Source organism: Metabacillus sp. 84, from assembly GCF_050107715.1.
Classification (GTDB): Bacteria; Bacillota; Bacilli; order Bacillales; family Bacillaceae; genus Metabacillus_B.
This window is the reverse complement of the sequence record NZ_JBNILN010000021.1, coordinates 1-26,713: the sequence shown is the minus strand read 5'-3', so window position 1 is coordinate 26,713 and position 26,713 is coordinate 1. Positions and strand designations below refer to the sequence as shown.

Annotated in this window: 26 protein-coding genes and 2 tRNA genes; all 28 read right to left on the bottom strand. The window is 46.1% G+C overall.

All coding sequences use genetic code 11. The features are described from left to right. Positions 1-458: 458 nt before the first annotated feature. The 28 genes from lysS to ACQCV8_RS19570 all read right to left on the bottom strand — a co-directional run bounded on the left by lysS (position 459) and on the right by ACQCV8_RS19570 (position 26,286). Positions 459-1,958 carry a lysine--tRNA ligase gene (gene lysS / locus ACQCV8_RS19705; protein ID WP_426847167.1) on the bottom strand — a complete coding sequence of 500 codons (1,500 nt, stop codon included), beginning with the start codon at positions 1,956-1,958 and terminating at the stop codon, positions 459-461. A gap of 128 nt (positions 1,959-2,086) precedes the next feature. Then, on the bottom strand, positions 2,087-3,088 hold the full coding sequence (gene dusB, locus ACQCV8_RS19700; protein ID WP_426847166.1) for a tRNA dihydrouridine synthase DusB: 1,002 nt from the start codon (positions 3,086-3,088) through the stop codon (positions 2,087-2,089). A 26-nt stretch (positions 3,089-3,114) separates the two neighbouring features. Then, positions 3,115-3,321 carry a helix-turn-helix domain-containing protein gene (locus ACQCV8_RS19695; RefSeq protein WP_426847165.1) on the bottom strand — a complete coding sequence of 69 codons (207 nt, stop codon included), beginning with the start codon at positions 3,319-3,321 and terminating at the stop codon, positions 3,115-3,117. After that, positions 3,273-3,797 (bottom strand): 2-amino-4-hydroxy-6-hydroxymethyldihydropteridine diphosphokinase, encoded by a 525-nt coding sequence (gene folK / locus ACQCV8_RS19690; RefSeq protein WP_426847164.1) that lies wholly within the window; start codon positions 3,795-3,797, stop codon positions 3,273-3,275. The genes ACQCV8_RS19695 and folK overlap by 49 nt, the downstream gene beginning before the upstream one ends. Continuing rightward, entirely contained in the window at positions 3,794-4,156 is a 363-nt protein-coding gene (gene folB, locus ACQCV8_RS19685) for a dihydroneopterin aldolase (protein ID WP_426847163.1), read from the bottom strand. The genes folK and folB overlap by 4 nt, the downstream gene beginning before the upstream one ends. Further along, positions 4,149-5,006, bottom strand: a complete 858-nt coding sequence (folP, locus tag ACQCV8_RS19680; protein ID WP_426847162.1) for a dihydropteroate synthase — start codon at positions 5,004-5,006, stop codon at positions 4,149-4,151. Before folP ends, folB begins: the two co-directional genes overlap by 8 nt. A 13-nt stretch (positions 5,007-5,019) precedes the next feature. Further along, on the bottom strand, positions 5,020-5,877 hold the full coding sequence (gene pabC / locus ACQCV8_RS19675) for an aminodeoxychorismate lyase (RefSeq protein ID WP_426847161.1): 858 nt from the start codon (positions 5,875-5,877) through the stop codon (positions 5,020-5,022). Next, complete coding sequence (gene pabA, locus ACQCV8_RS19670) at positions 5,877-6,467, bottom strand: aminodeoxychorismate/anthranilate synthase component II (protein WP_426847160.1); 591 nt, start codon at positions 6,465-6,467, stop codon at positions 5,877-5,879. Before pabA ends, pabC begins: the two co-directional genes overlap by 1 nt. Positions 6,468-6,477: 10 nt before the next feature. Beyond that, a complete protein-coding gene (locus ACQCV8_RS19665; protein WP_426847159.1) occupies positions 6,478-7,893 on the bottom strand; it encodes an anthranilate synthase component I family protein in 1,416 nt (471 codons plus the stop codon). A gap of 111 nt (positions 7,894-8,004) precedes the next feature. Beyond that, on the bottom strand, positions 8,005-8,922 hold the full coding sequence (gene cysK, locus ACQCV8_RS19660) for a cysteine synthase A (protein ID WP_426847158.1): 918 nt from the start codon (positions 8,920-8,922) through the stop codon (positions 8,005-8,007). An 82-nt stretch (positions 8,923-9,004) separates the two neighbouring features. Further along, a complete protein-coding gene (locus tag ACQCV8_RS19655; RefSeq protein ID WP_426847157.1) occupies positions 9,005-9,877 on the bottom strand; it encodes a peptidyl-prolyl cis-trans isomerase in 873 nt (290 codons plus the stop codon). Positions 9,878-9,899: 22 nt separating this feature from the next. Then, the gene (hslO, locus tag ACQCV8_RS19650) at positions 9,900-10,775 is read right to left on the bottom strand and encodes an Hsp33 family molecular chaperone HslO (protein ID WP_426847156.1); all 876 of its coding nucleotides are present in this window, start codon (positions 10,773-10,775) and stop codon (positions 9,900-9,902) included. A gap of 43 nt (positions 10,776-10,818) precedes the next feature. After that, positions 10,819-11,583: a type III pantothenate kinase gene (locus tag ACQCV8_RS19645; RefSeq protein ID WP_426847155.1), complete on the bottom strand. Its 765-nt coding sequence runs from the start codon at positions 11,581-11,583 to the stop codon at positions 10,819-10,821. A gap of 268 nt (positions 11,584-11,851) precedes the next feature. Continuing rightward, positions 11,852-13,834, bottom strand: a complete 1,983-nt coding sequence (ftsH, locus tag ACQCV8_RS19640; protein ID WP_426847154.1) for an ATP-dependent zinc metalloprotease FtsH — start codon at positions 13,832-13,834, stop codon at positions 11,852-11,854. 100 nt (positions 13,835-13,934) lie between these two features. Further along, on the bottom strand, positions 13,935-14,483 hold the full coding sequence (gene hpt, locus ACQCV8_RS19635; protein ID WP_426847153.1) for a hypoxanthine phosphoribosyltransferase: 549 nt from the start codon (positions 14,481-14,483) through the stop codon (positions 13,935-13,937). After that, positions 14,464-15,888, bottom strand: a complete 1,425-nt coding sequence (gene tilS / locus ACQCV8_RS19630) for a tRNA lysidine(34) synthetase TilS (protein ID WP_426847152.1) — start codon at positions 15,886-15,888, stop codon at positions 14,464-14,466. The genes hpt and tilS overlap by 20 nt, the downstream gene beginning before the upstream one ends. 101 nt (positions 15,889-15,989) lie before the next feature. Next, positions 15,990-17,018: a protein kinase domain-containing protein gene (locus ACQCV8_RS19625; RefSeq protein WP_426847151.1), complete on the bottom strand. Its 1,029-nt coding sequence runs from the start codon at positions 17,016-17,018 to the stop codon at positions 15,990-15,992. Then, positions 16,984-17,721 carry a VWA domain-containing protein gene (locus ACQCV8_RS19620; RefSeq protein ID WP_426847150.1) on the bottom strand — a complete coding sequence of 246 codons (738 nt, stop codon included), beginning with the start codon at positions 17,719-17,721 and terminating at the stop codon, positions 16,984-16,986. The genes ACQCV8_RS19625 and ACQCV8_RS19620 overlap by 35 nt, the downstream gene beginning before the upstream one ends. A 79-nt stretch (positions 17,722-17,800) precedes the next feature. Further along, positions 17,801-20,287 (bottom strand): stage II sporulation protein E, encoded by a 2,487-nt coding sequence (gene spoIIE / locus ACQCV8_RS19615; RefSeq protein ID WP_426847149.1) that lies wholly within the window; start codon positions 20,285-20,287, stop codon positions 17,801-17,803. Positions 20,288-20,588: 301 nt separating this feature from the next. Beyond that, a tRNA-Glu gene (locus ACQCV8_RS19610) sits at positions 20,589-20,660 on the bottom strand. A 19-nt stretch (positions 20,661-20,679) separates the two neighbouring features. After that, a tRNA-Met gene (locus ACQCV8_RS19605) sits at positions 20,680-20,756 on the bottom strand. 239 nt (positions 20,757-20,995) lie between these two features. Next, on the bottom strand, positions 20,996-21,448 hold the full coding sequence (locus ACQCV8_RS19600) for a S1 domain-containing RNA-binding protein (protein ID WP_426847148.1): 453 nt from the start codon (positions 21,446-21,448) through the stop codon (positions 20,996-20,998). Positions 21,449-21,532: 84 nt separating this feature from the next. Next, positions 21,533-21,907 (bottom strand): FtsB family cell division protein, encoded by a 375-nt coding sequence (locus tag ACQCV8_RS19595; RefSeq protein WP_426847147.1) that lies wholly within the window; start codon positions 21,905-21,907, stop codon positions 21,533-21,535. A 12-nt stretch (positions 21,908-21,919) separates the two neighbouring features. Further along, positions 21,920-22,555, bottom strand: a complete 636-nt coding sequence (yabQ, locus tag ACQCV8_RS19590) for a spore cortex biosynthesis protein YabQ (protein WP_426847146.1) — start codon at positions 22,553-22,555, stop codon at positions 21,920-21,922. Next, complete coding sequence (yabP, locus tag ACQCV8_RS19585) at positions 22,552-22,794, bottom strand: sporulation protein YabP (protein ID WP_426847168.1); 243 nt, start codon at positions 22,792-22,794, stop codon at positions 22,552-22,554. The genes yabQ and yabP overlap by 4 nt, the downstream gene beginning before the upstream one ends. A gap of 144 nt (positions 22,795-22,938) precedes the next feature. Further along, the gene (locus tag ACQCV8_RS19580) at positions 22,939-23,202 is read right to left on the bottom strand and encodes an RNA-binding S4 domain-containing protein (protein WP_426847145.1); all 264 of its coding nucleotides are present in this window, start codon (positions 23,200-23,202) and stop codon (positions 22,939-22,941) included. Positions 23,203-23,221: 19 nt separating this feature from the next. Continuing rightward, complete coding sequence (gene mazG, locus ACQCV8_RS19575; RefSeq protein WP_426847144.1) at positions 23,222-24,685, bottom strand: nucleoside triphosphate pyrophosphohydrolase; 1,464 nt, start codon at positions 24,683-24,685, stop codon at positions 23,222-23,224. Next, on the bottom strand, positions 24,682-26,286 hold the full coding sequence (locus ACQCV8_RS19570; protein WP_426847143.1) for a putative polysaccharide biosynthesis protein: 1,605 nt from the start codon (positions 26,284-26,286) through the stop codon (positions 24,682-24,684). The genes mazG and ACQCV8_RS19570 overlap by 4 nt, the downstream gene beginning before the upstream one ends. Positions 26,287-26,713 lie beyond the last annotated feature (427 nt).

The window sequence follows — 26,713 nt, the reverse complement described above, 5'->3', positions numbered from 1 at the left end:
TAGGCACGCCGCCAGCGTTCGTCCTGAGCCAGGATCAAACTCTCCAAAAAGTAGTTTGACTAGCTCTTGTTTAAAACTTTAGAATTAACGTTGGCACTTCGATTTGTTTAGTTTTCAAAGATCATTTGTAAAAGTGAAGCTTTATTATAATACCATTCAGCCGATAAGATGTCAACAACTTTTTTCATCTTTGTTTCCGGCTTGTGACTGCTTTTTGCAGCAACGAATATTAATATACCATCCTGATCAGCACAGTGCAATAGTTTTCTTATAGAAAGAGGATATTATTTTTCTAACAGGCAAGAAGGCTGCATTCTTAAGGACTGCCGGTAAGATCGCCTCCCTGAGCGAGACCGAGGCTCTCAATAAACCTGACTGTGATAAAGGAATGAACCTATTCGCCTGACAGGGTTCATAAAAAGAAAGCCGGATCAAAAGATCCGGCTTTCTTTCATTTCTCAGCGATGTCTCATTTGCGGGAATAAAAGGACGTCACGGATGGATGCTGAGTTCGTAAGAAGCATAACGATCCGGTCTATTCCAATTCCGAGCCCTCCGGTAGGAGGCATTCCGTACTCGAGTGCTTCAATGAAATCTTCGTCCATCATATGTGCCTCGTCGTTTCCTTGTTCGCGCTCTTTGAGCTGACCTTCAAAACGCTCTTTTTGGTCTATTGGGTCATTTAGCTCTGTGAATGCATTCGCGTGCTCACGGGCAACGATAAACAGTTCAAAACGATCTGTAAAACGCGGGTCTTCATCGTTTTTCTTCGCTAAAGGAGAGATCTCTACCGGATGGCCGTAAATGAATGTAGGCTGTATCAGCGTCTCTTCTACTTTCTGCTCAAAAAATTCATTTATGATATGCCCAACTGTCATATGCGCAGTAATGTCCACTCCGTGTTCTGACGCAAGAGCTTTCGCCTCTTCTACACTCATTTCCTTCCAGAAGTCTGCGCCTGTCGCATCTTTAATCGCATCTACCATATGAAGTCTTGTCCATTCCGGCTCAAGATTTACTTTATGTTCACCGTATTCAACAACTGTCGTGCCGAGGACATCTTTTGCAATATGGGCAATCAGGTTTTCAGTTAGTTTCATAATATCTTTGTAATCGGCATACGCCTCATACAGCTCAATCATCGTAAATTCAGGATTGTGACGGGTAGAAATTCCTTCGTTCCGGAATACGCGTCCGATTTCGTAAACCTTTTCCAGGCCTCCTACAATCAGGCGTTTCAAGTGAAGCTCGATTGCAATTCTCATATAAAGCGGCATATCCAAAGCATTGTGATGGGTGATAAACGGACGTGCGGATGCTCCACCCGGGATTGAATGCATTGTTGGTGTTTCCACTTCAAGGTATCCGTGGTCATCAAGGTAGCGCCGCATAGATTGAATGATCTTGCTTCTGGAAATAAAGGTCTGCTTGCTTTCGGGATTCATAATCAAATCAAGATAGCGCTGGCGGTAGCGCTGCTCGATATCCTTCAGTCCATGATATTTGTCAGGAAGCGGACGCAGGGATTTAGTCAGCAATTCAAATGAAGTCGCTTTGACGGAGAGCTCCCCTACCTTTGTTTTAAACATGACACCAGTTACTCCAACGATATCACCTAAGTCTGCTGTGTTGAACAAATCGTATTGATCCTCGCCTACTGCATCGAGACGCACATAGATTTGTATCTGCCCTTGAAGATCCTGGATGTGGGCAAAACCTGCTTTACCTTTTCCGCGTTTAGTCATAATACGGCCCGCTATCGTTGCGCGGTGTTCGGTCTGTTCAAGATCTTCCTTTGATATTTCATCAAACTTTTCAAGAAGCGCAGCTGATTGATCCTCTGCTTCAAAGCGCTTGCCGAACGGATCAAGGCCTTTCTCTCTTAATGTATGTAGTTTTTCCCGTCTTACCTTTAACTGATCATTTAATTCTTCCTGGTTATATTCATGCTCACTCACGGAATCCTCATCTCCTATCCTATTTCTGATGTTTACTGCTGCTCTTTTCGCTTCTCCTGGCAGGAACCCTCAGCTTACCTGTTTTTTATAAGAAGGGCCAGATTAGACTTGAGGCCCTGCTTATGTACCTAAACGGCGGTTGCACTGTTTTCCTGTCTTGATTCTACTTCTTCAGTAAAGTCATCCAGCAGGTTTGCCAGTTCGTCTCTTGTATTGCACGCATTGACTCCGTTGCGCACGGTGGCGTTCCCGCGAATGCCCTTTAAATACCATGCAGCATGCTTGCGCATTTCGCGGACGGCGACATTTTCGCCCTTCAGTTCAATAAGACGGTCAAGGTGAAGCTTGCAGACTGCCATTTTTTCTCTTGCAGCGGGTTCTTCTGCAAGTTCCCCGGTTTCAAGATAGTTTACAGTGCGATAGATCATCCACGGATTTCCAAGCGCAGCCCGTCCGATCATTACCCCGTCGACACCAGTGGTTTCAAGCATTCTTTTCGCATCCTGGGGAGTTTGGACATCTCCATTTCCGATGACCGGAATTGAAACGGATTCTTTTACTTGTTTAATGATATCCCAATCTGCCTGGCCTTCATACATTTGGACACGCGTTCGTCCGTGAACAGCAACCGCCTGACCCCCGGCACGCTCTACAGCGCGGGCATTTTCTACAGCAAAAATATGATCGCTGTCCCAGCCGGTCCTCATTTTTACGGTTACAGGCTTATCTACAGCATCCACAACCGCTGATACCATCTCATAGATTTTGTCCGGATCAAGAAGCCACCTTGCTCCCGCATCACATTTTACAATCTTCGGTACGGGGCATCCCATATTGATATCGATTATATCTGCAGTTGTATTTTGATCTACGAATTTTGCCGCTTCCACTAATGTATCTTTTTCTCCGCCAAATATCTGAAGGCTCAGCGGCTTTTCCCGCTCATCAATAAACAGCATTCCCATGGTTCGCGCATTGTTGTAAAGGATGGCTTTATCGCTTACCATTTCTGCACAGACAAGTCCTGCACCGAATTCCTTTACTGTAAGGCGGAAGGCAGCATTGCAGATACCAGCCATCGGGGCCAGTACAACGCGGTTTTTCATTTCAATATTGCCGATTTTAAGCAATGGTTCATCTCCTTTCATTAAAACTTTCATTCTTTCGGTGACAGTTCTTCCACCGTAACCTTCAGCGCAGCTGCAATTTCTATAATAAACTCGTTGCCGGGCATGCGGTTTCCTCTCTCAACCTCACCGAGAACCGATACCGAGATGCCTAGATCCTTTGCAAAACTCTCTTGGGTGTAGCCCTTCAGCTTTCGGTAGGCTCTGATCCGCCTTCCCCATTTCTCAGCTTCCATAGTCTGACCCCTTCTTTTTCTGATAGTTGATCTATGATGACTGAAATCGGCTTTTCGATTGCCGGTATTGTAGCCTGTGAATGGATTTCATAGAGCGGAACCAATACAAAGGCGCGCTCCGCCATTCTTGGATGAGGAACGGTTAATCGCTCTGTTTCAATATTTTCATGATTATACAATAAAATGTCAAGGTCTAAAGTACGCGGTCCCCACCTGATTTCTCTCGTTCTTCCAAGCATTTGTTCAATATGCTGGGTTTTATCCAGTAATTCATCCGGGGAGCAGGTGGTGAATATTTCCACCGCCATATTCAAAAATGAACCTTGATCGGTATATCCGACCGGGGCGGTTTCATAGATGGAAGACTGCTTCCGGACTTCAATCGCCGGATCCTCATCTAACTGTTTAACGGCTTCCAACAAATACGTTTCCCTGTCTCCCATATTTGAGCCGAGAGCCAAATACGCCTGGTTCATGAGCGGCCTCTTGAAATTTCAACCGCTACATGTTCATAATGTCCCGGGATGGGGGGATCCGGCTTAATCAGTTTAATGGTGACGGATTGTACATCGGGGAAATCATTCAGAACATCCGATGCGATCCTTTCAGCAAGGGATTCAACAAGCTTTTTCGGTTCCCCTTCAATTACCCGCTTGCAAATCTTATAAAGGTCAGCGTAGTTAACCGTGTGCTCAAGCTCATCGGTTTCTCCGGCTTTTCTTAAGTCTTGTTCGATGACAAGGTCCGCTCTGAAACGCTGTCCGAGCTTGTTTTCTTCCGGGTATACACCATGATATCCGTAAAACTCCATTCCGGAAACATAGATTTTATCCATGGGCTGAATCCCCCTTCCCCATCATGGCATCCATCATCCTGGTCATTCTTGAAATTTCCTTTACATCATGCACCCGGACAATTCCGATTCCCTTTTGGATGCCCATGCACACCGTTGCCCCTGTGCCTTCCATTCTTTCCTCAGGGGGCAGATCCAGCACTTTTCCTATAAAAGTCTTCCTCGATGTTCCCAGCAAAACAGGATAATCCAATCCGGTAAACAGTTCCAGATTTCTCATCACTTCAAGGTTGTCTTCGAATTTTTTCGCAAACCCGATACCCGGATCCAGTATGATCTGATCCTCTTGAACGCCCGCTTGCTTTGCTATAGTTACGCTTTCCATTAGGTCGGCAATCATATCCGGAATCAAATTTTCATACTTCCGTTTTTTTCGGTTATGCATAAGAATGATTGGAACGTTGAATTCAGCCGCTGCCGCCGCAATATCCGGTTCGGCTTTCGCACCCCATACATCATTGATGATATGGGCACCCGCTTTGATGGCTTCTCTCGCTGTACGCGCTTTGTACGTATCAATCGAAATTGGCACAGCCGTTTCTTTTGCCAGCCGTTCAATAACCGGAAGGACCCGTTCCATTTCTTCTTCCTCCGGTATAAAAGCTGCTCCTGGCCTTGTTGACTCACCGCCGATATCAATCAGATCCGCACCGTCTTTAACCAGCTGTTCCGCCCGGAGCAAAGCCTGATCAAGCGAGTTGTATTTTCCGCCGTCCGAAAACGAATCGGGAGTTATATTTAAAATTCCCATAACAAGCGTTTTTTCACTAAAATTCAATGTAAAACCGCGGCATTCCATTTTTGTCTGTTTCTGCAGTGCCGTTAACCCCATTAGACCTCATCCTTTACAGCTCATCTCTTGACCAAAGGGAAAGCCGGTATTTTGAGTACTCTTCCTTTAGTCTCTGTGTTAACGCTCCTTCTTTACCTGCAAATGATTGGATATCAATCGAGGAAAGCGGAACGATTTCCTGGACGGAATTTGTCAGAAACACTTCCTCTGCTGACAACAGGTCCGTCAGCTGGAAAAATCCCTCTTCGTAATTCAAGCCAAGCTTCCGGCATAACGCAAGGACAAACTGGCGGGTGATGCCATCCAATGCGCCTGTCTCTGCTGCCGGTGTATATATGGTTCCGTGTTTCGTCCAAAACACATTGGATACAATGCCCTCACATACGTATCCTTCTTTTGTAAGAAAGATGCCTTCGATATTTGTATGGCCCTTCAGTTCCTTCTTAGCCAGAAAATTATTCATATAATGACTGGACTTCATCCTGAAAGGCCCTTCAGGCGTACTTCGCTTAAGCTTTAGAACCTGTCCCTGTTTTTGGTCAGCCGGGGATGCAAGGGGCCTTAAAAAACAGGAGATCACCGGTTCAGTGTAGATTTGATCTGTAAATCCGGGGCCTCCGTACCCGGCAGATACCGACAGCCTCACTGCCGCATTTCCATCTTTAACCCCGTTGGCAGCGATTAACTCTTCAACCATCCTCTGCACTTCAGCTGATGCAAGGTCTGCTTTGATTTCCAGCTCAGCAAGTGAGCGGTGAAGCCGGTCCATATGATCATTTAATAAGAAAGAATGGCCCTGGCAGGCACGGAATGTTTCAAATACACCAAGGCCGTACATATATCCATGGTCGAAGAGCGAGATTTTAGCCTCTTCTTCCTTAATCAGCTTTGAATTAAGAAAAATAAACATTAGGAAATGCTCTTTTCTGCTTTCTTATAGGTTTCGATGAAATTTTTAAGTAAAAGCTTTCCGGCGGATGTCATGATGGATTCCGGATGGAACTGTACTCCTTCAATTGGAAGAGTTTTATGGCGGATAGCCATGATCTCATCTTGATCCGTTTTAGCTGATACGGTAAAGCAATCGGGAAGCGTCTCGTTTTTGACAATCAGCGAATGGTAACGGGTGGCTAAAAACGGGTTTTCAAGCCCGCTGAAAATCGTTTCGCCATCATGCTGAATCTCAGATACCTTTCCATGCATGAGCCTTTCCGCCCGAACCACATCTCCTCCAAAGACCTGCGCAATGGACTGATGCCCGAGGCAGACTCCAAAAATCGGGATTTTCCCTGCAAATGACCGGATCGCCTCCATGCTGATTCCTGCCTCGTCCGGGCTGCACGGCCCCGGGGAAATCATAAGAAATTCCGGATTCATCTCCCGGATTTGCTGTATTGTAATTTCATCATTGCGCCTGACGGCTAATTCCTCGCCAAGCTCTCCTAAGTACTGCACAAGGTTGTACGTAAATGAATCATAGTTATCAATCATTAAAATCACTCTGCTCACCTCATCCTTTCATTTGCTCTGCCTGACTCTGCTCTGCCGCTTTCAGGACAGCGGCTGCCTTTTTCAGAGATTCTTTGTACTCATGGTCCGGATTCGAGTCTATAACAATTCCTGCTCCTGCCTGTATATAGCCTGCACCGTCTTTTGCAAAAAGAGTTCTGATAACTATATTCAACTCCAAATCGCCGTTAAAATCAATCCATCCAATAGAACCTGTATAAATCCCCCGGCGTTTCGGCTCCAGTTCTTCAATAATCTCCATCGTCCGAACCTTTGGGGCGCCTGTAATTGTTCCGCCGGGGAACACAGCCCGGATGATGTCAGAAAAAGTTTTTCCCTCTGCCAGTTCTCCTTCTACGTTTGAAACGATGTGCATGACATGGGAATATCTTTCAATGGCCATAAACTCTGTCACGCGGACGGATCCATATTTCGAAACCCGGCCCAAATCATTTCTTTCCAGATCCACCAGCATGACATGCTCGGCTCTCTCTTTTTCGTTATCAATCAGCTCCCTGGCAAGCTTTATGTCTTCTTCATGATTCTTTCCTCTTGAGCGGGTGCCGGCAATCGGTCTTGTGCTTAGCACCGTGCCGCTCTTTTTCACAAGAAGCTCTGGAGACCCTGATACAATCTGAAACTCAGGTGTTTCCAGATAGGCCATATAAGGGGATGGATTAATGGCTCTCAGCTTTTCGTATAGGCTGATGGGGTGATCATATAGCTTTACTCCCTGGCGCGTGGACAGGTTCACCTGAAAAACATCGCCGGCGGCAATATATTCTTTTATTGTCTTGACCGCCTTCTTAAATTGCTCCGGATTAAAGTGCTCTTTAATATCGGCTGTTTCCAGAGGATATTCCGTTCTTGCCGAATCTGAAGCCGGGTGCTGCCACTTTTTCTCAGCCTCATACAAGCGTTTATGAGCCTGTTCCTTATTGTCTGCCTCATCAAGTACAATGAGGTACACTTCGTTCGACTGATGATCAAGAATGGCCAATTCACGAAAGATCATCCAGAAATAATCAGGAATCTGCAAATCATCTTCACTTTGCGTGGAGAGAGCTTCAAAATGCCGGACTGCATCGTAGCTGATAAAACCGATCGCTCCGCTTTGGAAATCAGGCAAATCAGGACTTCTATCCACTCTGACAGCAGACATATATTGCTGCAGCCACTCCAGCGGATGGCCGTTGAGATAACGGCGGTGTCCGCTTTCCTCTGTAACCAGTATTTCCTTATCCTTAACAGAAATCACAGCACTCGGATTCATTCCGGCAATGCTGTATCTTCCGCCTCTTCCGCTTTCAAGAATGGCATGATAATCAGCATCGGAAGAGAGAATTTTGTATGCTTGAAAAAAGTCGTGCTTTAATTTTGTTTTTATATAAAAGGGATAATAAACCGTTTCTGACATGAAACACACTCCTACAGGGCATATACAGATATTTTACTTGATATCCTCTTCCATAGGCTACCTGTAAGTTTTCCCCCAAAATAAAAACAGTCCGGAGACTGTTTTTACTTTTTATTCGAATTGATATAGCGGTGTGCTCAGGTAACGCTCTCCGTTGCTTGGAATGATCGCAAGCACTTTTTTGCCCTTGCCAAGCTCCTTCGCCACTTTTAACGCTGCACAAATGGCCGCTCCGGACGAGATTCCTCCAAGAACCCCTTCATGCTTTGCAGCAAGACGGGCATATTCAAAGGCATCCTCGTTTTTCACGCCAATGACCTCATCGTAAAGGCCGGTATTCAAAATATCCGGAACAAACCCTGCTCCAATTCCCTGAATTTTGTGCGGCCCTGGCTTCCCTCCGGAAAGAACAGGTGAATCAGATGGTTCAACAGCATAAATTTTAATGCCCGGGAAATGCTCCTTCAATACTTCCCCGGCTCCCGTAATCGTTCCGCCCGTTCCGATTCCGGAAATAAAAGCATCCAGCTGGTCCATCTGGCGGACAATTTCAGGACCTGTTGTTAAGCGGTGAACCTCAGGGTTTGCTTCGTTTTTAAATTGCTGCGGCATGAAATAGCCATGCTCTTTGGAAAGCTCTTCAGCTTTGCGGATGGCGCCTCCCATTCCTTCGGCTCCGGGAGTCAGCACAAGCTCCGCACCGTATGCACGCAAAAGATTACGGCGTTCCATACTCATCGTATCCGGCATGACAAGGATGGCATTGATTCCTTTTGCTGCCGCTACCATCGCCAGGCCAATCCCAGTGTTCCCGCTCGTTGGCTCGATGAGTGTGTCACCCGGCTTCAAACTGCCATTCTTTTCAGCCGCTTCAATCATCGCCAGAGCTATCCGGTCTTTTACACTGCTGCCGGGATTCATAAATTCAAGCTTTAGGTAAACGTCTGCATAATCATCTTCAACGATTTTGTTGAGTTTAACAATAGGAGTTTCCCCGATTAATTCATGGATGGAATTTGCTACACGCATTCTGAAAGCACCTCTATTCCGAGTATTTTTATTGGTTTAATAAAAAGGTAACAATACAATTCGGAATTGTCAATCATTTTGCCTATTTAGTACCATAAAACCATTCTGCCTCCGCTTCCTCCCAGAGGGGCTTTACAGAGACGGTTCCTTCCATCTGCTCAAGGGCAAGCTGGCGTCTGATTTGATCTTTTACTTCATCATATGAGTAAGTTTTTTGTCCTATTTTTTCACTTAAAAATAAAACCGCATATCCGCCGTCTGATTCAATCGGGGTCTGGCTGTATGACCCTTCCTCCATTTTTTCGGCTGCTGCCGTATACTCATCTGCCAATGGAGTTCCTTCCCCTTTGGATAGAAATCCAAGATCTCCATGCTGTTCTCCTGCAGAAGCGTACTCTCCGGCAAGCGCATTAAAGCTTGATCCGCCGTCGAGTGCCTTAATGACTTCTTCTGCCTCTGCCTTCGTTTTTACACGGATATCCGAAAGGTGATAAGCGCTGGCAAATTGATACTGCTCTTTATTTTCAAGGTAATATTCTTCAATGGTTTCCTCTTCCACATTGACATCTTTCGTCAGGAGCTCCTCCAAAAGAATGCTGTAGCGGATTTGCTCACGCCATTGCTGATCATTTTTAAGCCCTTCTTCACTGGTAACATCCGAAGTTCTTTTGAACATTTCAAGTTCTTTCTCCACCATTTCTTCATCCGCTTTAATTCCGTACTCTTCAGAAAGCTCCTGAACAACTTTGGCATTCACCATTTGCTCAAGGGTGTCTTTACCAAATCTGTTTTCAAGCTCCGCGAGCCATTCTTCCCGGGTGATTTGAGTATCCCCGATTTTGGCTGCTATTTCTGATTCAGCAGGTTTTGGTTCTTTAAGCGAAAAATAAAGAAGGGTTGCTGCATTCAGTACCGCCAGACCGGCAATGATGACCCACAGGGCTCTTTTATTCATTTCTCCACTCCCTGGTTCGCTGTTAGATCGATTCTGCTTTTAATTCTTCCAGCTCTTCTTTTGAAAATACGTACGTTTCATTGCAAAAATGGCACTGCGCTTCAGCCTGTCCGTCTTCTTCGATCATTTCATCAATCTCTTTCGTGCCGAGGCTGATAATGGCGGAACCAAATCGCTCTTTGCTGCATTGGCATTGAAAGGAGACTGGCACGGTTTCTAAAATTTTGGCATTTCCTTCTCCGAGTACTACATCCAGGATTTCTTCCGGGGTAAGACCTTTTTCGATTTGCTTGGAGATCGGCTCCATAGCGGTCAGCCGCTCTTCTATGCTGGCAATCGTTTCTTCTGTTGCACCCGGCAGCAGCTGCACGACAAATCCGCCTGCGGCAAGGATTGTATTGTCAGGATTGACCAAAACGCCAACACCGACCGAGGACGGCACCTGCTCAGAAGAGACGAGATAATACGTGAAGTCTTCTCCCAGTTCACCTGAAACAAGCGGAACCTGCCCGGTAAAATGCTCCCTCATGCCAATATCTTTTACGATCGTCAGCATTCCTTCTGTCCCAACCGCGCGGGCCACGTCAAGCTTGCCGAACTTGTTCAGCTCAAAATGGGTTTGCGGATGAGTAACATAGCCCCTTACCTGCCCTTTCGCATTTGCATCCACCAGGATAGGGCCGAGGGGGCCGTTCCCTTCCACCTTGATTGTCAGTTTATCTTCCCCTTTGAGCATCGTTCCGAGCATTAGCCCAGCCGTAAGAGTCCGGCCAAGCGCGGCTGATGCTGTAGGCCAGGTTTGATGTCTTCTCTGCCCTTCTCCTGCTGTTTCAGTTGATTTGACAGCATACGCACGGACTTGTCCGTCATATGCCAGTGCTTTTACTAAGTAATCCATTTATCCGTTTAGCTCCCTTCAGATGCTTATTCTTGTATGTGAATCAATGGTTGCGGTCATAAATAAGCTGCAGGCCTTTCAGCGTCAAAAATGGATCGACAATATCAATGGCACTGGATTCATTTGCTATCAGGCTTGCCAGTCCTCCGGTTCCAATCACCTTTGGATCTTGACCTGTTTCCTGCTTCATTCTTCTTACAATCCCCTCAACCTGGCCGACATAGCCAAAGAGGATGCCGGACTGCATAGCACTTACTGTATTTTTTCCGATTATCGTTTCAGGTCTTGCGATTTCTATTCTCGGGAGTTTGGCCGCTCTTGAATAAAGCGCCTCCGTAGAAATATTGACTCCTGGGGCGATCGCACCGCCCATGTATTGTTTTTCTTCGTTAATATAGCAATAAGTAGTGGCCGTTCCAAAATCCACAATGATCAGGGGACTGCCGTATAAATGAATTCCGGCTACCGCATTGACAATCCGGTCTGCTCCGACTTCCCTTGGATTTTCATACTTAATATTAAGGCCCGTCTTAATGCCCGGACCAACGACAAGAGGCTTTATGTCAAAGTATTTTTTGCACATCCGCTCAAGCGAGAACATGATGGGTGGAACCACAGACGATATAATGATCCCGTTAACATCTGTATAAGAAATTCCCACATGCTCAAAGAGAGACTTAAACAGCATGCCGAATTCATCTTCGGTTTTATTTCTGCTCGTTTCAATCCGCCAGTGATAGTTCAATTCCTCTTCTTCATAGACACCGATTACTGTATTTGTATTCCCAACATCCAATACTAAAATCAACGATTTTCACCACTCTATATAGTTTCTCTAAGTCCTTTTAAAACATTCTGCCACCATCTTATCATAATACATGGCGGATAGGAGGACAACGTACATGCATAAGGAACGGCTCTTCATGCAGAGTAAACGTTTTTATATAACGGATGGATGGCCCCTGTAATCGGGGGCAATGCGGCAGCTGGCCAATAACCAGGTCATCTCAGCTGAAGCTGACGTTTTACCGCTCAGCAAAAAAAAGCCGCACTCCAGAGGAATGCGGCTTTCTTCTTTACTCTTTTTTCAGGTCAGGACGGTCAGGATCATCTTTTTTCAAATCAGGACGGTCGGAATCATCTGTGTTAGATGGCTCTTCTGTCTTTCTTTGAATATTGATTTTCACATCTGACGAAGAATCATTGTTTTCCGCGATTTCTTCCATTCGTTCAGGAAGCTTACCGTGTTCAATCAAGTAGTTAATTTGCTTCGCATCAAGTGTTTCCACTTCAAGCAGCGTTTTAGCTACCAGTTCAAGCTTGTCACGATTTTCTGTCAGTATCGTTTTGGCACGCTCATACGATGTTTTAATGATGCTCTGAATTTCTGTATCAATATCATGAGCAATCGCATCGCTGTAATTTTGTTCGCTGTTGATATCCCTGCCAAGGAATACCTGTCCTTGGGACTGGCCGAATTGAAGCGGACCAAGCTTATCAGACATCCCGAACTCTGTAACCATGCGGCGTGCAATTCCCGTCGCTCTCTGGAAGTCATTAGAAGCGCCGGTGCTCACTTCGCCGAATACAATTTCCTCAGCTACACGTCCGCCAAGAAGGCCGGTAATTTTATCAAGAAGCTCCGGCTTTGTCATGAAGTAGCGGTCCTCTTTAGGCAGCATAACAGCATAGCCGCCAGCCTGGCCTCGGGGAACGATGGTCACTTTATGTACCATTTCAGCCTCGTCAAGCACATGGCCGATAATCGTATGTCCGCCTTCATGATAAGCGACAATGTTGCGTTCTTTTTCTGAAATAACACGGCTTTTTTTAGCCGGACCGGCAATGACTCGGTCTGTAGCTTCATCGATATCGAGCATATCCACTTTCTTCTTGTTTGTACGGGCTGCCACAAGTGCTGCCTCGTTCAGAAGGTTTTCAAGATCTGCTCCGGAAAAGCCTGGTGTTCTCATGGCGATTGCTTTCAAATCAACGGTCTCGTCCAAAGGCTTGTTGCGGGCATGTACTTTAAGCACTGCCTCGCGGCCTTTGACATCAGGACGGTCTACCGTAATCTGACGGTCAAAGCGTCCCGGACGAAGAAGAGCCGGGTCAAGAATATCCGGACGGTTTGTCGCAGCAACAATGATGATACCTTCATTGGCGCTGAAGCCATCCATTTCCACAAGCAATTGGTTCAGCGTCTGCTCACGCTCATCATGGCCTCCGCCAAGTCCGGCGCCGCGCTGGCGTCCAACAGCATCGATTTCATCAATAAAGATAATACACGGTGCATTCTTTTTGGCATTTTCAAACAAATCTCTTACACGGGAAGCACCGACACCGACAAACATTTCCACAAAGTCAGAACCGCTTATTGTGAAAAATGGAACGCCTGCTTCTCCGGCTGCTGCTCTCGCAAGAAGGGTTTTACCTGTACCAGGAGGTCCGACAAGAAGAACTCCTTTTGGAATGCGTGCGCCAAGCTCGGAAAACTTGCGGGGGTCCTTTAGAAAGTCTACAACTTCCACAAGCTCCGCTTTTTCCTCATCCGCGCCGGCTACATCCTTGAACTTAACCTTTTTCTTCTCTTCACTGTAGAGCTTCGCCTTGCTTTTGCCAAAGTTCATGACACGGCTGCCGCCGCCCTGAGCCTGGTTCAGCAGGAAGAAAAACAGGATGAAGATGATGACAAACGGAATGATGGAAGTGAAGAATGTAACCCATCCGCTTGTTTCTTCAGCAGGCTGGAATTCGGTTTTTAATTCCGTCTGGTTCTCTTTTGCTGCCGCTGTAATGTCATCAATTGATTCACTTGGAACGTGTGTTAAAAAGTACTGATCCTCTTTCGCTCCTTCGAGCTGTCCTTTAACTTCAAAGACACCCCTTACCGGTTTTGCGGTAATGCTTTCAACATCTCCCGCCTCCAGTTTTGAAACGAAATCGGTGTAAGTCAATGGTTCTGTTTTCGGATTTTGGCCGTTAAACGTGCTAACGATTCCGATCACAACCAAAAATATAAGTAAATAAAAGATCGTATTTCGGAAGATCCGTTTCATTCCTTACCTCCTCCCACAGTAGGCACAACTAGTTTAAATAGTATCATAGAAAATCATGCCAGTACAAACAATATGGCGCCATTTGATCAGGCCTTAATCCTCAGTTGGAATTTTGGTAAACGCGCGGTTTCAAGACTCCAATGTAAGGAAGATTCCGGTAGCGCTCGATGTAATCAAGCCCGTATCCCACCACAAATGCATCAGGCACTTCAAATCCGACGTAATCTGCCTGGATATCAGCCTTTCTTCCGCTTGGTTTATCCAGCAGAGTTACAATCTTAATGGATTTTGCTTTCCGATACCTGAATAATTCCACAAGATAGCTTAATGTTAAACCACTGTCGATAATATCTTCTATGATAAGGATGTCCCTGCCCTCTACAGAAGTGTCCAGATCCTTGAGAATCTTGACTTCACCTGAGGAAACCGTCGATGTGCCGTAACTGGAAACATCCATAAAATCCATTTCCAAATATGTATCGATGTGCTTGAGAAGATCTGCCATAAACGGCATTGCACCCTTCAATACTCCAATGGCAAGCGGAAAGCTTTCTTTGTACTCTTCCGTTAACAGTATTCCCAATTCTTTGACTTTCTTCTGTATTTCTTCTTCTGAAACCAAAATTTTTTCAATGTCCTGTTTCATCATTCGTGTTTTGCCCCCTAGATGATCCATGTCGATGATAGTGTAAAAAAATGAATTCGCCCTCAGACCAATCATTTTCCTCCAAGGCTGTTTTGGCCAAACCCGGCAGCCATAAAACCGTACCGTCCGCGTCTTCAAGAATCGGCCATTGATTTCTGGCTTCAATTGCGATCTTTTTGTCAATAAATATATCTTTGACCTTTTTTGATCCATTCATGCCTTTAACTTTAAGTTTGTCCCCGTTTTGGCGGGAGCGCACTGCAAGCGGCAGCCGGATGCGATCCAGCCTGACCAGAAGGCTGTGCTGTCCCATTGCCTCTGCCGGCTTTTCCGTTATCACCTCTGCCATGATCCAGCCGCCGGACGGAAGCTCAAGGCTGCCCGGAACAGGAAGCAGCAGATGATAGGGCTCCGGATCTTCATGTTCAAAAGTAAACATGCATAGATTATAGGATTTAACTGCCTTTAAACCATGTGGAAGATGGAGTGAGCCGGAAGGATGTGATTGGGAAAGCAAAGATAGAACGCTTTCTGTATGTATGGATGATAATGAAGACGGAACACTTTTGTAAAGATAGTTTAATATTAGTTGAATCCCTCTCCTTTGTAAAGGTAAAGGCAACCTTTTAAGCATATCGATTTGAAGCTCGGCAAATTCTCCGCTGCTTCTCCATACTGTATTCATCTCCTGCTCCGTTAATTCCTGCAAAAACCGTTCGTCTTCTGTCAGATTCTCGCTGAAAGACTGGAATTTTTCGTGCACTTGAGGGTTTTCTTCTTTAAGGAATGGGAGCACCCGTTTTCTGAACCGGTTTCTTGTATAGGTATCTTTTTCATTGCTGGGATCCAGCCGGGGCTGTAAATCATGAATCCTGCAATAGTCCAGAATTTCCTGTTTTGTCAAACCGAGCAGCGGGCGGATGATTTGCCCTCCGGAAAATTCCCGTTTTGGCTGAATTCCTGCCAGGGCGGTTCCCTTGCCGCCGCGGACGAGCCTCATTAATATCGTTTCAATTTGATCATCCCCATGATGACCCAGGGCAAGCGTGCGGCACGCGTGTTTTTTCATCATGTCAGAAAAAAACCGATACCTGCAGGCCCGAGCCGCCTCCTGGAAGCTCATGTGATGAGCCTTTGCATAGGCTCCGGCATCGATTTGCCTGCTTTCACACAGGATTCCGTGTTTTTCGCAAAAGGATTGGACAAATTTCATTTCCTCTTCCGATTCTTTTCCTCTGAACATATGATCAACGTGCAGGACCACAATGCGAAGGTTCCACTCTTTTCGAATTTGCATTAGCATATGAAGCAGACTTAGAGAGTCAGGTCCTCCTGATACACCTGCCATTATGGCAGAGGAAGGTTCAATCAGCTGATGTTTTTTTACAAACGGCATAAAGGGTACCACGTTTTTCCCTCATTTACTGGCAGATTAAAGCTGTACTTATCGTACCATTTTTATTCGGATGACGGCAAAAACCCCACCTTTTGTTCACAAAATCACCTTTTTTAAGGAAGCAGAAAATGATAAATGTAAAGAGCATATAAAATAAAGACACCGCTTAGGACGATAAACGTGTCCATCCATCCGCTCTGATGCCGGGACCTTCTTTGAACACCGGCAGCGCCTCTTTTCTTCCCTTTCCTTGATGCCGCCTTGGTCTGAACAGGCGGCGTTTTTCCGGACTGCCTGCGGTGATTTCTTTTGCCGGCAGGCTGGGTATCCTGGACTGCCAGGCATTGAAGCAGATCGTGTTTCATTTCATCAGCCCGGCTGTACTGTCCGTTCAGCGCTTTCTTTAGTACATGCCTTTGCTTATACAGCAGCGGAACACTCTCGATCTTGCTGTACAAAAGCTCCTTGCCGTCCCCGTTTTTTACAAACCGGCTCCCGCATGCTGCATGTATCGCGATCATAGCGCAGGCAAAAAGATCATAGGCAGGATCCGCTTTCCGGCTTCCCATTCCCCAGTAGCCTCTGTCAAAAAACTCCGTATATTCTTTAATTGAACGGCCAATTCCGGTAGTCCCTCCAACGTCGATGATTTTGACAGTGACAGGTGAATCCGCCACTATAAGATTCTCCGGCTTTAAATCCCCAAATACCCACCCCGCAGCATGCAGGTTGGATAAGCTTCCAAGAAGCTGCAAAAGAAGAACCGGGACCCATTCATGCCCTCTTGTTTTTACAAAGTCCAGAAACGGAACCCCTTTTATATACTCCATTACATAAAAGGAAGGCAGCGGCTGTCCCCCTCCCCGCTCCCAGTCGTCCGTATCAAATAAATGAGGCCCAAGGCTTTTCCCCTGGACCTTTGAAAAGTGCTTCAGCACATTCACTTCAGACGTAATGGACATACTGTTGCCGCTAAGCTTCAGCGCTGCAAGCCCTCTGCCGCTTTGAACCAAATAGACCGTTCCATTCGCTCCTTTTCCGAGAGATTTTATCACGGTGTACTCGTTCTGATGCCACTTGCCTTTAATCTTTGTGCCGGGGAGGACGTTATCGGCCCCCTTCATAGCGATACTCCTCATCATCCAGCAGATCCTTCCGGCTGCTCCTCTTTTTGCTGAAAAGAGCAGCTCCTTCCCGGATTGCCGGTCCAGTTGGAGTGAGTCCTCCAGCAGATAGCTTTGAAAAGATGGAGGATATGGACTCCAGACGCGGCGTCCAGTCGATGACCTTTTCTGCATCTGCCCGTTTCCCGGGAAATACACAAACCGTAAATTCATTTTCTCCTATCCTTGAATTCAAGCTGATCGACAAGTCCAGCAATGCCTCCTTTACCGTAGGAAGCTTAGGCGTCATGCTCGCACTTACATCGACCATGATGACCATCTCTAAATGCATGGTTTCCCCAAGCTCATCTACCACTTCAAGCACTTCCCCCCTTTTATCAGGCGGCAGCTCTTCCATCGATACCTTTTTCCCAAGGATTTGCTGAAGCTCTTTGTTAACCACTCCCTGTATGGTTTGTGTCATGGCCTTTCTGGTGACCATTTGTACGGTTTGAGAAAGGGTTTGCGCATAAACTGTCTGGCTGACTCCGCCGCCGGAAGCTGCGATACTCTCAATCTCTCTCATAGCCGCTTCATCAATCACCTTTTCATCCACCACTCCGATTACATTAACCGTGATCCCTTGCTCGTTGGCATACGCTGCCATTGCGACCGGGTCCTCTCCATGATTGGAACAACCGTCAGTGATGAGCAGGATCTGTTTTAGCCGTCCTCTATTCAATTCTTTCCCCTCCTAATCGTGCTGATTACTATCAGCCTTGCCACAGCAGGAGGATTTTCATACTATGAAATTTTATAATTTATGAAACACTCTGTTTTTCCTTTTGGAAATAGCGGTTTGTTGGAATTGCCGCCCATTTTGGAGTGTTATGGTCAACTTTAGCAGCGATGATCGTCATATCATCGTCAATTTTTCCGGAACGGGTCCTAATGACCTCCTCCATAATCAGATCCGCCACCTCCTGGGGATCATTTGTTTCCAGCTCCGATATCTTTCTCTTCATCCAAATATCATGGTTTTCTACATGCTTAGGTCCTTCAAAAATCCCGTCGCTCATCATGATGAGCAAATCTCCTGCTTTAAGCTGCTCGCCAACGGCATCCACTTCGAATTCATCAATAATACCGATCGGCAAATTGCTCGCCTGTATTTTTATGACTTTATCCCCCCGTTTGATAAAGCTTGGCGTGGAGCCGATCTTTAAAAATTTGCACATGGCGTCCTGCAAATCTACAATGGCCAGATCAAGGGTGGAATACACTTCATCTGTCGTTCGCAGGGAAAGAATGGAGTTGACGGTTTTAATCGCCACTTTTTCATTAATTCCCGATTGCAGGATCTTCTCAAGAAGTTTAATGGTTTCATTGCTTTCGAATTGGGCTCTGGCCCCATTTCCCATCCCATCACTTATGGCAATGGCATATTTTCCCACCCCCAGGTCAATCATAGAATAACTGTCTCCTGAAACAAGCCCTCCTCCTTTTGCCGCATGCGCCGCACCGGTTTCTACTTTAAAGCTTTTCGCCGAACCGAATGATACGTGACAAAAACCGTTAGGATACAGGCCGCACTCTTCATGCTTTACGATGACCTGCTCTTCCAATATATCTGAAAGCATTGGAGCAATGATTTTTTCGCATTCGCCATGGCCCTGGCAAAACGGAATTGACATTTCCATGTCAATATTCCCCTGCTCCAAGCTGTATATTTCAACATGTCCGATTTCCATTCCGAAGTTCTGGAGAGCGTCCAGAATTTGCTCTTCCAGCAAGAAATGATTTTCCCTTTCCCTCCTGATTTCCCGGGAAAAGTCTTTCATTACGTTGGATACCCCAAGGAGCTGCTCTGCGACCAGCTTGCGGCTCTCCTGAACTTGCCGATTCAATTTTTGATTGGCTTTAAATTCGTTCAGCTCCTGTTCAATGGCCACTTCAACCTGCCTGGCCTTGGAGCAGTGGTTATGGAATTCCTTTTTCAGCTTCCGGTTTACATGGTAGGTATCTGCGCTTGTTTCATTTGTAATTTGTGTCATGAGATCATAGGTTGTTTGAAAGTGATTAACCCAGCATTTTTCTTTTTTATAGCAATGGTGGCATGTTTTTTCAGTGATCGTGCTTAAAAATAGATCCGTTTCCCGTGATGCATCGGATTCCCCCTTTTCATAAAAAGCATGAAAGCTTTGCGAAAGGGCCTCAAACACTCCTGAAAACTGATCGACCCTATGGGCCGTAACATCCCTGATTCGTGTCGCGTACAGCTGCTGCTCAACTGCATGCTCGTTTGTACCGGGTATGTGCTTTGCGAGGCTTGCGGTGATCCCTTTCGGCGTAAGGAAGAACAGCATGATTGCCGCCATGGATTCCACCATGGTCGAAACGAGACTTCCCGTCCCACCCCCATAAAGGGACAGCAGCATCGAGCCAATGAGCAGTCCTGCAGCTGCCCCTATTTTCTGGCCTTCCTTCAGCAGGCCTCCAAGCAATCCCGAGAAGGCCAAAAGGCTCATCTGATAGAGATTTCCGACGTTCGCCAGGCTTAAAATTAAACCGGTTACCACCCCGACCGTGCATCCGATGCTCGAGCCTCCGATAAAAGCGAACAGGAGCACCATATATCTCGAAAAGACATGTTCTGCCTTTACCTCCATGTAGGAAACGCCGGTAAGGCCTGTCATCACAGATGCAATCAGGATCATTAGGCAGATAATTTCTTCTGATTTCAGCGACTGCTTGTATTTCGGACTCGCTATTAAAGGAATGCTCTGCAGGAAAATCAGGGTGAGGATAAATGCCAAACCTGCTTCTACCCCGGCCATCATGGCATCGTAGGAGGATAGCGATCCGTACAGGATGTACGTGTAGGCAAGCCTCGTCCCTGCTGCCGAGAGCAGGATGATAAATGGCAGTGTTCTTACCCTGTCCTTAAATATAAAGGCGCCGGCTTTTTGCAGAAATAAGAAGAGCAGCAGATGGCTTGTTATGATAAGGGAGGTTTCCAGTGAAATCGTCAGGCCTCCCGCAGCCAGCGATAACGCACCGATCAGTGCCTTGTCCTTCTTCATTAAGAACAGAACACCGAAGAACGGAAGAGCAAATGGGAGGATCTCCGTCAGGATAATGGCCCGTCCCAGCAAAAACCCGATGCACATATATAAAAGTCCTTTATGAAACAGTAAAGAATGAAAGTAAGTCCCCGCTCTCTTCGCGGATTTATGAATAGCATGCTGTGTTTTCTCAAACGCTGCTCCTGTAATCGGTTCAATTATTCTTCTTTCTGCTTTTTCCATTTAACATTCCCCCAAATCGGTTCATTGAGGTCATTATAGCGGACGCAAAAAATAGATTTTGTCAAAACAAGGGTGCTTGGCCTTAGAAGTGTTCGACTGTTTCGGCTTGCTCTGTCAAGATTGTGAGCGAATCCCACAGCATTTATGAAAGAATTGTAAAACTGCTGACGGGTTTTAAATGAACCTGTAGAAAAGACTGAAAATTAATTTGAATAAAGTGTGAACCAGGGGGGTATGCGGAGATGGTGCGTGACATGCGTGAAACGAAAAAAAACTTCCAAAGGGAAGTTTTCTGCAAGGATGACCCGTACGGGATTCGAACCCGTGTTACCGCCGTGAAAGGGCGGTGTCTTAACCGCTTGACCAACGGGCCTTATGAAATGAATTAAAGATGGTAGCGGCGGAGGGGATCGAACCCCCGACCTCACGGGTATGAACCGTACGCTCTAGCCAGCTGAGCTACACCGCCAAATTTAATGCCCGGCCTGCCGTGGCCGTGCGCCTGTGCCACTTTCAGACAGGCTTGCTATCCTATGAAGCACAAGTTCTATAATACAAAGCTTTAGGTTTCCAGTCAAGTACTATTTAAAATTTTTCTCCAGACGGGCTTTTATTTATCAAAAGCTGGCCAAAGAACCTTTAAAACAGCTCAGAAACCGTAAAAAAACACCCCTTAAGGAGTGTTTTATCTATGTTGACAGCAGCAAGTCAGCCTCTTCTTGCTCCGCGTCCGCCTCGTTTAGATTCTGTGTTTCTTTTGAGAGATGATAAACGGTCTTCACTGTCCTTAAGGAAACGGCTCATCTTTTGTTCAAAATTTTCTTTAGGACGGAAATCGTTTCTTCCTCCTCCACCTCCGCGTTGCGGACGGTCTTGGCGCGGACGGTCCTGGCGAGGTCGTTCAGGACGTTCTGGACGGTCTGGACGGTCAATGGCTTTTTTGATCGATAGTCCGATTTTTCCATCTTTCTCAACGTTGATGACTTTTACTTCTACCATGTCACCTACTTTTAGATGGTCGTTAATGTCTTTCACGTAATTATCGGCTACTTCGCTTATATGAACAAGACCCGTAGAACCTCCCGGAAGCTCAACAAAGGCTCCGAAATTCGTAATGCCAGTTACTTTACCTTGTAACTTGCTGCCTACTTCAATGGACATAAAAAAAATGCTCCTCCTTAAACTGATAAAAAAATCATCATTTCTTTAATTATACCCAATCTAAAAACATAGTGTCAATAAAGGCTATTTTTTCTCCGGGGAACTGAAAATGGTTTCGTTCTCTTTTGAAAGGTACAGTTCTCTGCGAGCCAGTTCAGCAATGTACTCGTCATCATTCAGCTTAACGATTTCCTCTTCCAGAATTTTCTGCTCTTTATTGAGATCGTTCAGCTCACTTTTAAGCTTGTCCTTTTGCTCCGCCTGCTCGGAAAGGGAAGCCGACTGGCTGATCATCCCGGAAATGATAAATACGGCAAAGATCAGTGCGATGCCTCCGAAAACCGTTAAACGGCGGTAAAGTCCTCTTTTTCTGCGTTTTAAAATTTGATCGTTTCGTTCCTGCTGCTGCATGTATTGGGATTGAAGCTGAGTCACTTTCCGGCTTCGTTCTGCTGTCATTTATACGCTCCCTCACTTTCCAGTGATTCGTTTTATCCATTTCTTTGCACTTAACAATAAGTTCTTGCCCCGGCTGATAATTCCTTCTGATTTTAAAAGTATTCCCGATAAAAATGTTCTCAAAAACTTAGGGAGCATCCCCCACATGAGCATCAATACCCAGCGAAAAGGTGCTACTATGATTTTAACGGCTCCCCAAATAAAAAGAAATGCCCATTTTACTATTTTGAAAAAAATATTCAGAAGACCGGTGAGGATCGCCATTACCGCGATCAACAATCCTTTTATCGGCTTAATGATGACATAGCGGAAGATGCCGCCAAGGAACCTGCCGATCATCATGGCCATTTTAATGCAAAAATTCAGGACTGAAAGATATATACCCTTCAGCATGCTTTGATAAGCAGCAAAACCGCATAATATTGCTAAAAACATATACAGCCGCAATTCCCCTTCATTAACCAGAAGCAGGACATAGAAAAAAAGAGCGCTTTGGAGCAGCCAGAAGGCCAGATCGTGAAAGAAAACAATCCAGCCCGCCTGCTTGGAACGGACTAGAAATCTCCGGTACGTATCCAGTGCCGCTCCAAGCCACGCGCCCATCCCTGCCATAGCAAACATGGTGTAAAACTGGACCGTCAAGCTCATTTAAACAGCTTGCTAAAGAATCCTTTAGCTTTCTCCGTATGCTGTTCATCCAGATAAACAATATCCAGAATGCGCCCCTTAATGGATACGATCCCTTTATCCACATCGAGGTTTTGCATTTGAAGGTTTTCCCCTTTTATTGCAAGAGCTCCCATGACGGTGTCCAGAAGAAACTCTTCATTATCAAAGCTTTCCACTTCCTTGACTCCTGTGATATCAAGCAGCTTCCTGCCTTTCATAATTAAATCGTGCTCTTCGGGCAAGGTTTTGTTTTGAGGCTGATTTTGCTGATAGTAATTCACGCTCTTTCCCCCCGTCTCATAAATGTTTTATTCATATCTATGAACGGATTTGGGGAAAAAGAACAAGCCCTCTGGTCAGAATCAGTTTTCGCCGAGTTTTTCTTCTTTAATGATCGTATACATTTCAGCGGCTGCTTCTTTTTTTGTGGTTTCCTTCAAGTGGTCCACTCTCACCGTGACACGTTTTTGGCCAAAGCGGATGACCATCTCATCGCCTTCTTTAACGGTTGAGCTTGCTTTGGCTGCGGTTCCGTTGATCTCAATGCGCCCCTGATCAGCTACTTCTTTTGCAAGTGTCCGCCGTTTAATCAGTCTTGACACCTTCAGAAATTTATCAAGTCTCATATAAGCCCCTTCTTTCTATCTATTCCAATTCTTTCGCTTCATTCCAGTAGCGATCCATTTCTTCAAGCGTTAATTCTTCCAGCTTTTCCTGATTCTCATTGGCTCTTTTTTCTATGTGCCTGAACCGGAAAGTAAATTTTTGATTCGTCGCTGCCAATGCTTCTTCCGGCTCTATTTTCAGGAACCGGCTAATATTGACGAGAGCAAAAAGCAGGTCTCCGAATTCCTTTAACAGATCCCTGTTGTTTTCATAAGGCCGGCTTTTCAGCTCTTCCTCAAATTCAAGAAGCTCTTCTTTCACCTTTAGCCAGGCATCCTCTGCCTGCTCCCAGTCAAATCCTGCCTTCGCTGCTTTTTTCTGAAGCTGAAAGGCTTTGGACAGGGCAGGCAATGCTGAAGGAACAGAGTCAAGCAGGGATTCCTTAGCCGCTTTGCCTTCCTGCTTCTTAATTTCTTCCCAGTTTGCCACGACTTGCTCTGCCGTCTCAGCAGTCCTGTCGCCAAAGACATGCGGGTGGCGACGGATCATTTTTTCGGAAATCGTCCGAATCACTTCGTCAATGGTAAACAGCCCTTCATCCTCTCCGATTTGTGCCTGAAGCACAACCTGAAGAAGCACGTCTCCCATTTCCTCTATCATATGATCAACATCATCAGACTCGATGGCATCGAGCAGCTCATAGCATTCTTCGATTAAGTATTTCTTCAAAGAATGGAAGGTCTGCTTCTGATCCCAGGGACATCCGCCCGGTCCCCTCAAAGCAGCAATGATCCCTCTGAATGCATCAAACCGGTGGTAGAGAAGCTTCTCGTCCTCCACAGGCGGGATGTAAAGACTCGTTAGGTTGGATAGGGATGAGGCACGGTCCACCTCAAAAAGCGGAACCTTTACTATCTTTTCGTGCCTGCTCCCCGCTGCCGTTACAATATATACTTCATAGTCAAAGGGAAGCTCCTCCATTAATGTGAGCTTGACCTCCGAGGCCACCATCCGGTCATACATCTGGCACAGCACGATATGCTGCTGAAAATTTAAATCACCCCGTCTGACAGTCAAGGCGTCAGCCAATTGAAAACCGTCAATTGGATCGATTTTTAAGGCAGCGAATGATGCATCCAGAAAGCTTTGTCCACCAGCGACACGAACTTCAACCGTCCCCTGTTCTGCCTGATCAAGCAGAATTTGGACCGTTTTTTCTGCTACCATCGGATGTCCGGGTACAGCGTAGACAACGTCGCCTTTCTTTGCCTCCTCCATCAGAAGGGAAGCAATTTCTTCATATACCTTTTCAAATTCATGATGTTTCCTATAAATATCATCGAATGATCCGGTTATATTCATTTCACCCTTCATCTCTTCCAATACCGGATGATCCATTGTCCGGACATACAGCCGGTCTGATGATTGGAGAAGATGGTAAATGCCGAGCGGCAGCTGTTCGATGTCCCCTGCCCCAAGGCCTGCAATATGAATGGTATTCATTTTTTCACATCCCTTTTTTTCTGCGACCAAAGCCTGATTTTTGTCCCGAATGGAACGATATTAAGTTCATCATCGTTAAATACGCGGAGCTTAATAATCGCTATCACGTAGATGGCTCCTCCAACAGCAACAGCCGTGAGCGCTTCAATGGAAGCGAGTGTTCTGTTCCGTCCGAACGCCCACTCAAACCCTGCCATATACCCTTTTAAAACAGCGAACATTAAAAGGGAGGCGAGGGCAATTTTGAGCACACTCCCGTACTCGTAAAGTTTGTATTGTTTTTTCCTAAGAAACATCACATTTAACACTGCTACCGTAAAAAACGCCGCCACCGATGCAACAGCGGCTCCATCTGCTTCATAGCGGGGGATAAGCGCTGTATTCAGCATAATCTTTACTGCAACCCCTGCAATAACGGAAACGGCTGGATAAATCGTTTCATTCAGCCCTTGAAGGATGGCTGCTATCGTCATGGATAGTGAGGTAAACAGGATTGACAGACTCAGAATGCCTAAAATGTCAGATCCGTAATTGTTCCGGAACAGCATAATATTTGTTTCTTCCACGATTCCAATGAGACCTGCTGTAGCAGCAGCCCCAACAGCCAGACAAACCTTTATGGACAAATTAATTTTATCTTTAATAAATTTTTCGTCGTTTCTCCTTTTTGCACTGGATATAAGCGGGACGAGCGACAAGGATAAAGAGGTCGCCACAACCGTTCCAAGCTGGATGAGCGGCTGCCCCCGGTCATAAATTCCTTTTGCAATTTTAGCTGCCGTTGGATCCATCCCTTTTTCAGTCAGCATAGAAAAGAGCTGAAGCGCATCGACAAGCTGAATTAAAATAAGCAAAACGCTGCTTACGCAGATGGTAAATGTAAACAGGACCAGATCCTTAATCAAATCCATCGTCCGAATAGAAGATGGCATCACCGGGCCATTCAGCTCCCGCTGATCACGCCTGAACCAGTAGACCGCCAAAACAATTAATGCTGCTGCACCGCCAGTCAGAGACCCAAAAAGAGCCCCTTGCCCCGCTTCATATAAATTACTCCCATTTTTTAAAAGGATGTAGGCAATCCCAATAATGGTCACTACCCGGAATGCCTGCTCAATCACCTGTGAAAGAGCCGTCGGAAACATATGATGCATCCCCTGGAAATATCCTCTTAAAACCGAGATAAAGGGAACTAGCAAAAAGGAAAAAGAAACAATTTCGATCAGAGGCTTTAAATGCATATCGCCCATCATTCCGGCAATGCGCTCAGCCCCTGTATAAAGGACAAGAAAACTTAAAAGACCTGCAAAAACGAGGAATAAGCTGCTCACCCTCCAAATTTTCCGCAAATCAGCCGGGTTGAGACCTTCCCCATATTCGGCAAATAACTTAGAAACAATCACTGGGAAGCCTGAAGTAGCCAGCATGATGGAAATCCCGTAAAGCGGATACACCTGCTGATATATGTAAAAGCCTATATCACCGACAATATTCTGATAGGGCACCCGATAGGCTGCGCTCATAATTTTTGTTAGCAATCCGGCAAGCGTCAACACAAAAGCACCCTGCCAAATCACACTCTTTCTAGACGGCACCGCCATCCCCATTCTCCTTCCACATCAACTAACGAAGATATTATATCACATGAAAAGCGGAGGGCGCTTGTTCAGCCCCGACAAGCATAAGACCATTTTCCGGAGGAAGGTGATCTTTCCTTCCGCAGGAAAAGGGGCTTATGACCTCGAGGGGCTAGCGCCCGGAGCTGGATCCAGAGTGCCAGCCCGGTACCTGAACGGAAATGTAGGTTGAGTCGGAGGGCGCTTGCTTAGCCCCGACAAGCATAAGACCCTTTTCCGGAGGAAGGTGATCTTTCCTTCCGCAGGAAAAGGGGCTTATGACCTCGAGGGGCTAGCGCCCGGAGCTGGATCCAGAGCGCAAGCCCGGTACCTGAACGAAAATGTGGGTTGAGTCGGAGGGCGCTTGCTTAGCCCCGACAGACGGTGGAGCTTTCGACCGAGAGGCGCTTCT

Bases quoted from the DNA above. Each gene is read 5' to 3' on its own strand.
- ACQCV8_RS19695 (WP_426847165.1), bottom strand. From the start codon at position 3,321: ATGGAAGCTGAGAAATGGGGAAGGCGGATCAGAGCCTACCGAAAGCTG.
- folK (WP_426847164.1), bottom strand. From the start codon at position 3,797: ATGAACCAGGCGTATTTGGCTCTCGGCTCAAATATGGGAGACAGGGAA.
- folB (WP_426847163.1), bottom strand. From the start codon at position 4,156: ATGGATAAAATCTATGTTTCCGGAATGGAGTTTTACGGATATCATGGT.
- folP (WP_426847162.1), bottom strand. From the start codon at position 5,006: ATGGGGTTAACGGCACTGCAGAAACAGACAAAAATGGAATGCCGCGGT.
- pabC (WP_426847161.1), bottom strand. From the start codon at position 5,877: ATGTTTATTTTTCTTAATTCAAAGCTGATTAAGGAAGAAGAGGCTAAA.
- ACQCV8_RS19665 (WP_426847159.1), bottom strand. From the start codon at position 7,893: ATGTCAGAAACGGTTTATTATCCCTTTTATATAAAAACAAAATTAAAG.
- cysK (WP_426847158.1), bottom strand. From the start codon at position 8,922: ATGCGTGTAGCAAATTCCATCCATGAATTAATCGGGGAAACTCCTATT.
- ACQCV8_RS19655 (WP_426847157.1), bottom strand. From the start codon at position 9,877: ATGAATAAAAGAGCCCTGTGGGTCATCATTGCCGGTCTGGCGGTACTG.
- hslO (WP_426847156.1), bottom strand. From the start codon at position 10,775: ATGGATTACTTAGTAAAAGCACTGGCATATGACGGACAAGTCCGTGCG.
- ftsH (WP_426847154.1), bottom strand. From the start codon at position 13,834: ATGAAACGGATCTTCCGAAATACGATCTTTTATTTACTTATATTTTTG.
- hpt (WP_426847153.1), bottom strand. From the start codon at position 14,483: ATGATGAAACAGGACATTGAAAAAATTTTGGTTTCAGAAGAAGAAATA.
- ACQCV8_RS19625 (WP_426847151.1), bottom strand. From the start codon at position 17,018: ATGATGAGGAGTATCGCTATGAAGGGGGCCGATAACGTCCTCCCCGGC.
- spoIIE (WP_426847149.1), bottom strand. From the start codon at position 20,287: ATGGAAAAAGCAGAAAGAAGAATAATTGAACCGATTACAGGAGCAGCG.
- ACQCV8_RS19600 (WP_426847148.1), bottom strand. From the start codon at position 21,448: ATGTCCATTGAAGTAGGCAGCAAGTTACAAGGTAAAGTAACTGGCATT.
- ACQCV8_RS19595 (WP_426847147.1), bottom strand. From the start codon at position 21,907: ATGACAGCAGAACGAAGCCGGAAAGTGACTCAGCTTCAATCCCAATAC.
- yabQ (WP_426847146.1), bottom strand. From the start codon at position 22,555: ATGAGCTTGACGGTCCAGTTTTACACCATGTTTGCTATGGCAGGGATG.
- yabP (WP_426847168.1), bottom strand. From the start codon at position 22,794: ATGAAAGGCAGGAAGCTGCTTGATATCACAGGAGTCAAGGAAGTGGAA.
- ACQCV8_RS19580 (WP_426847145.1), bottom strand. From the start codon at position 23,202: ATGAGACTTGATAAATTTCTGAAGGTGTCAAGACTGATTAAACGGCGG.
- mazG (WP_426847144.1), bottom strand. From the start codon at position 24,685: ATGAATACCATTCATATTGCAGGCCTTGGGGCAGGGGACATCGAACAG.
- ACQCV8_RS19570 (WP_426847143.1), bottom strand. From the start codon at position 26,286: ATGGCGGTGCCGTCTAGAAAGAGTGTGATTTGGCAGGGTGCTTTTGTG.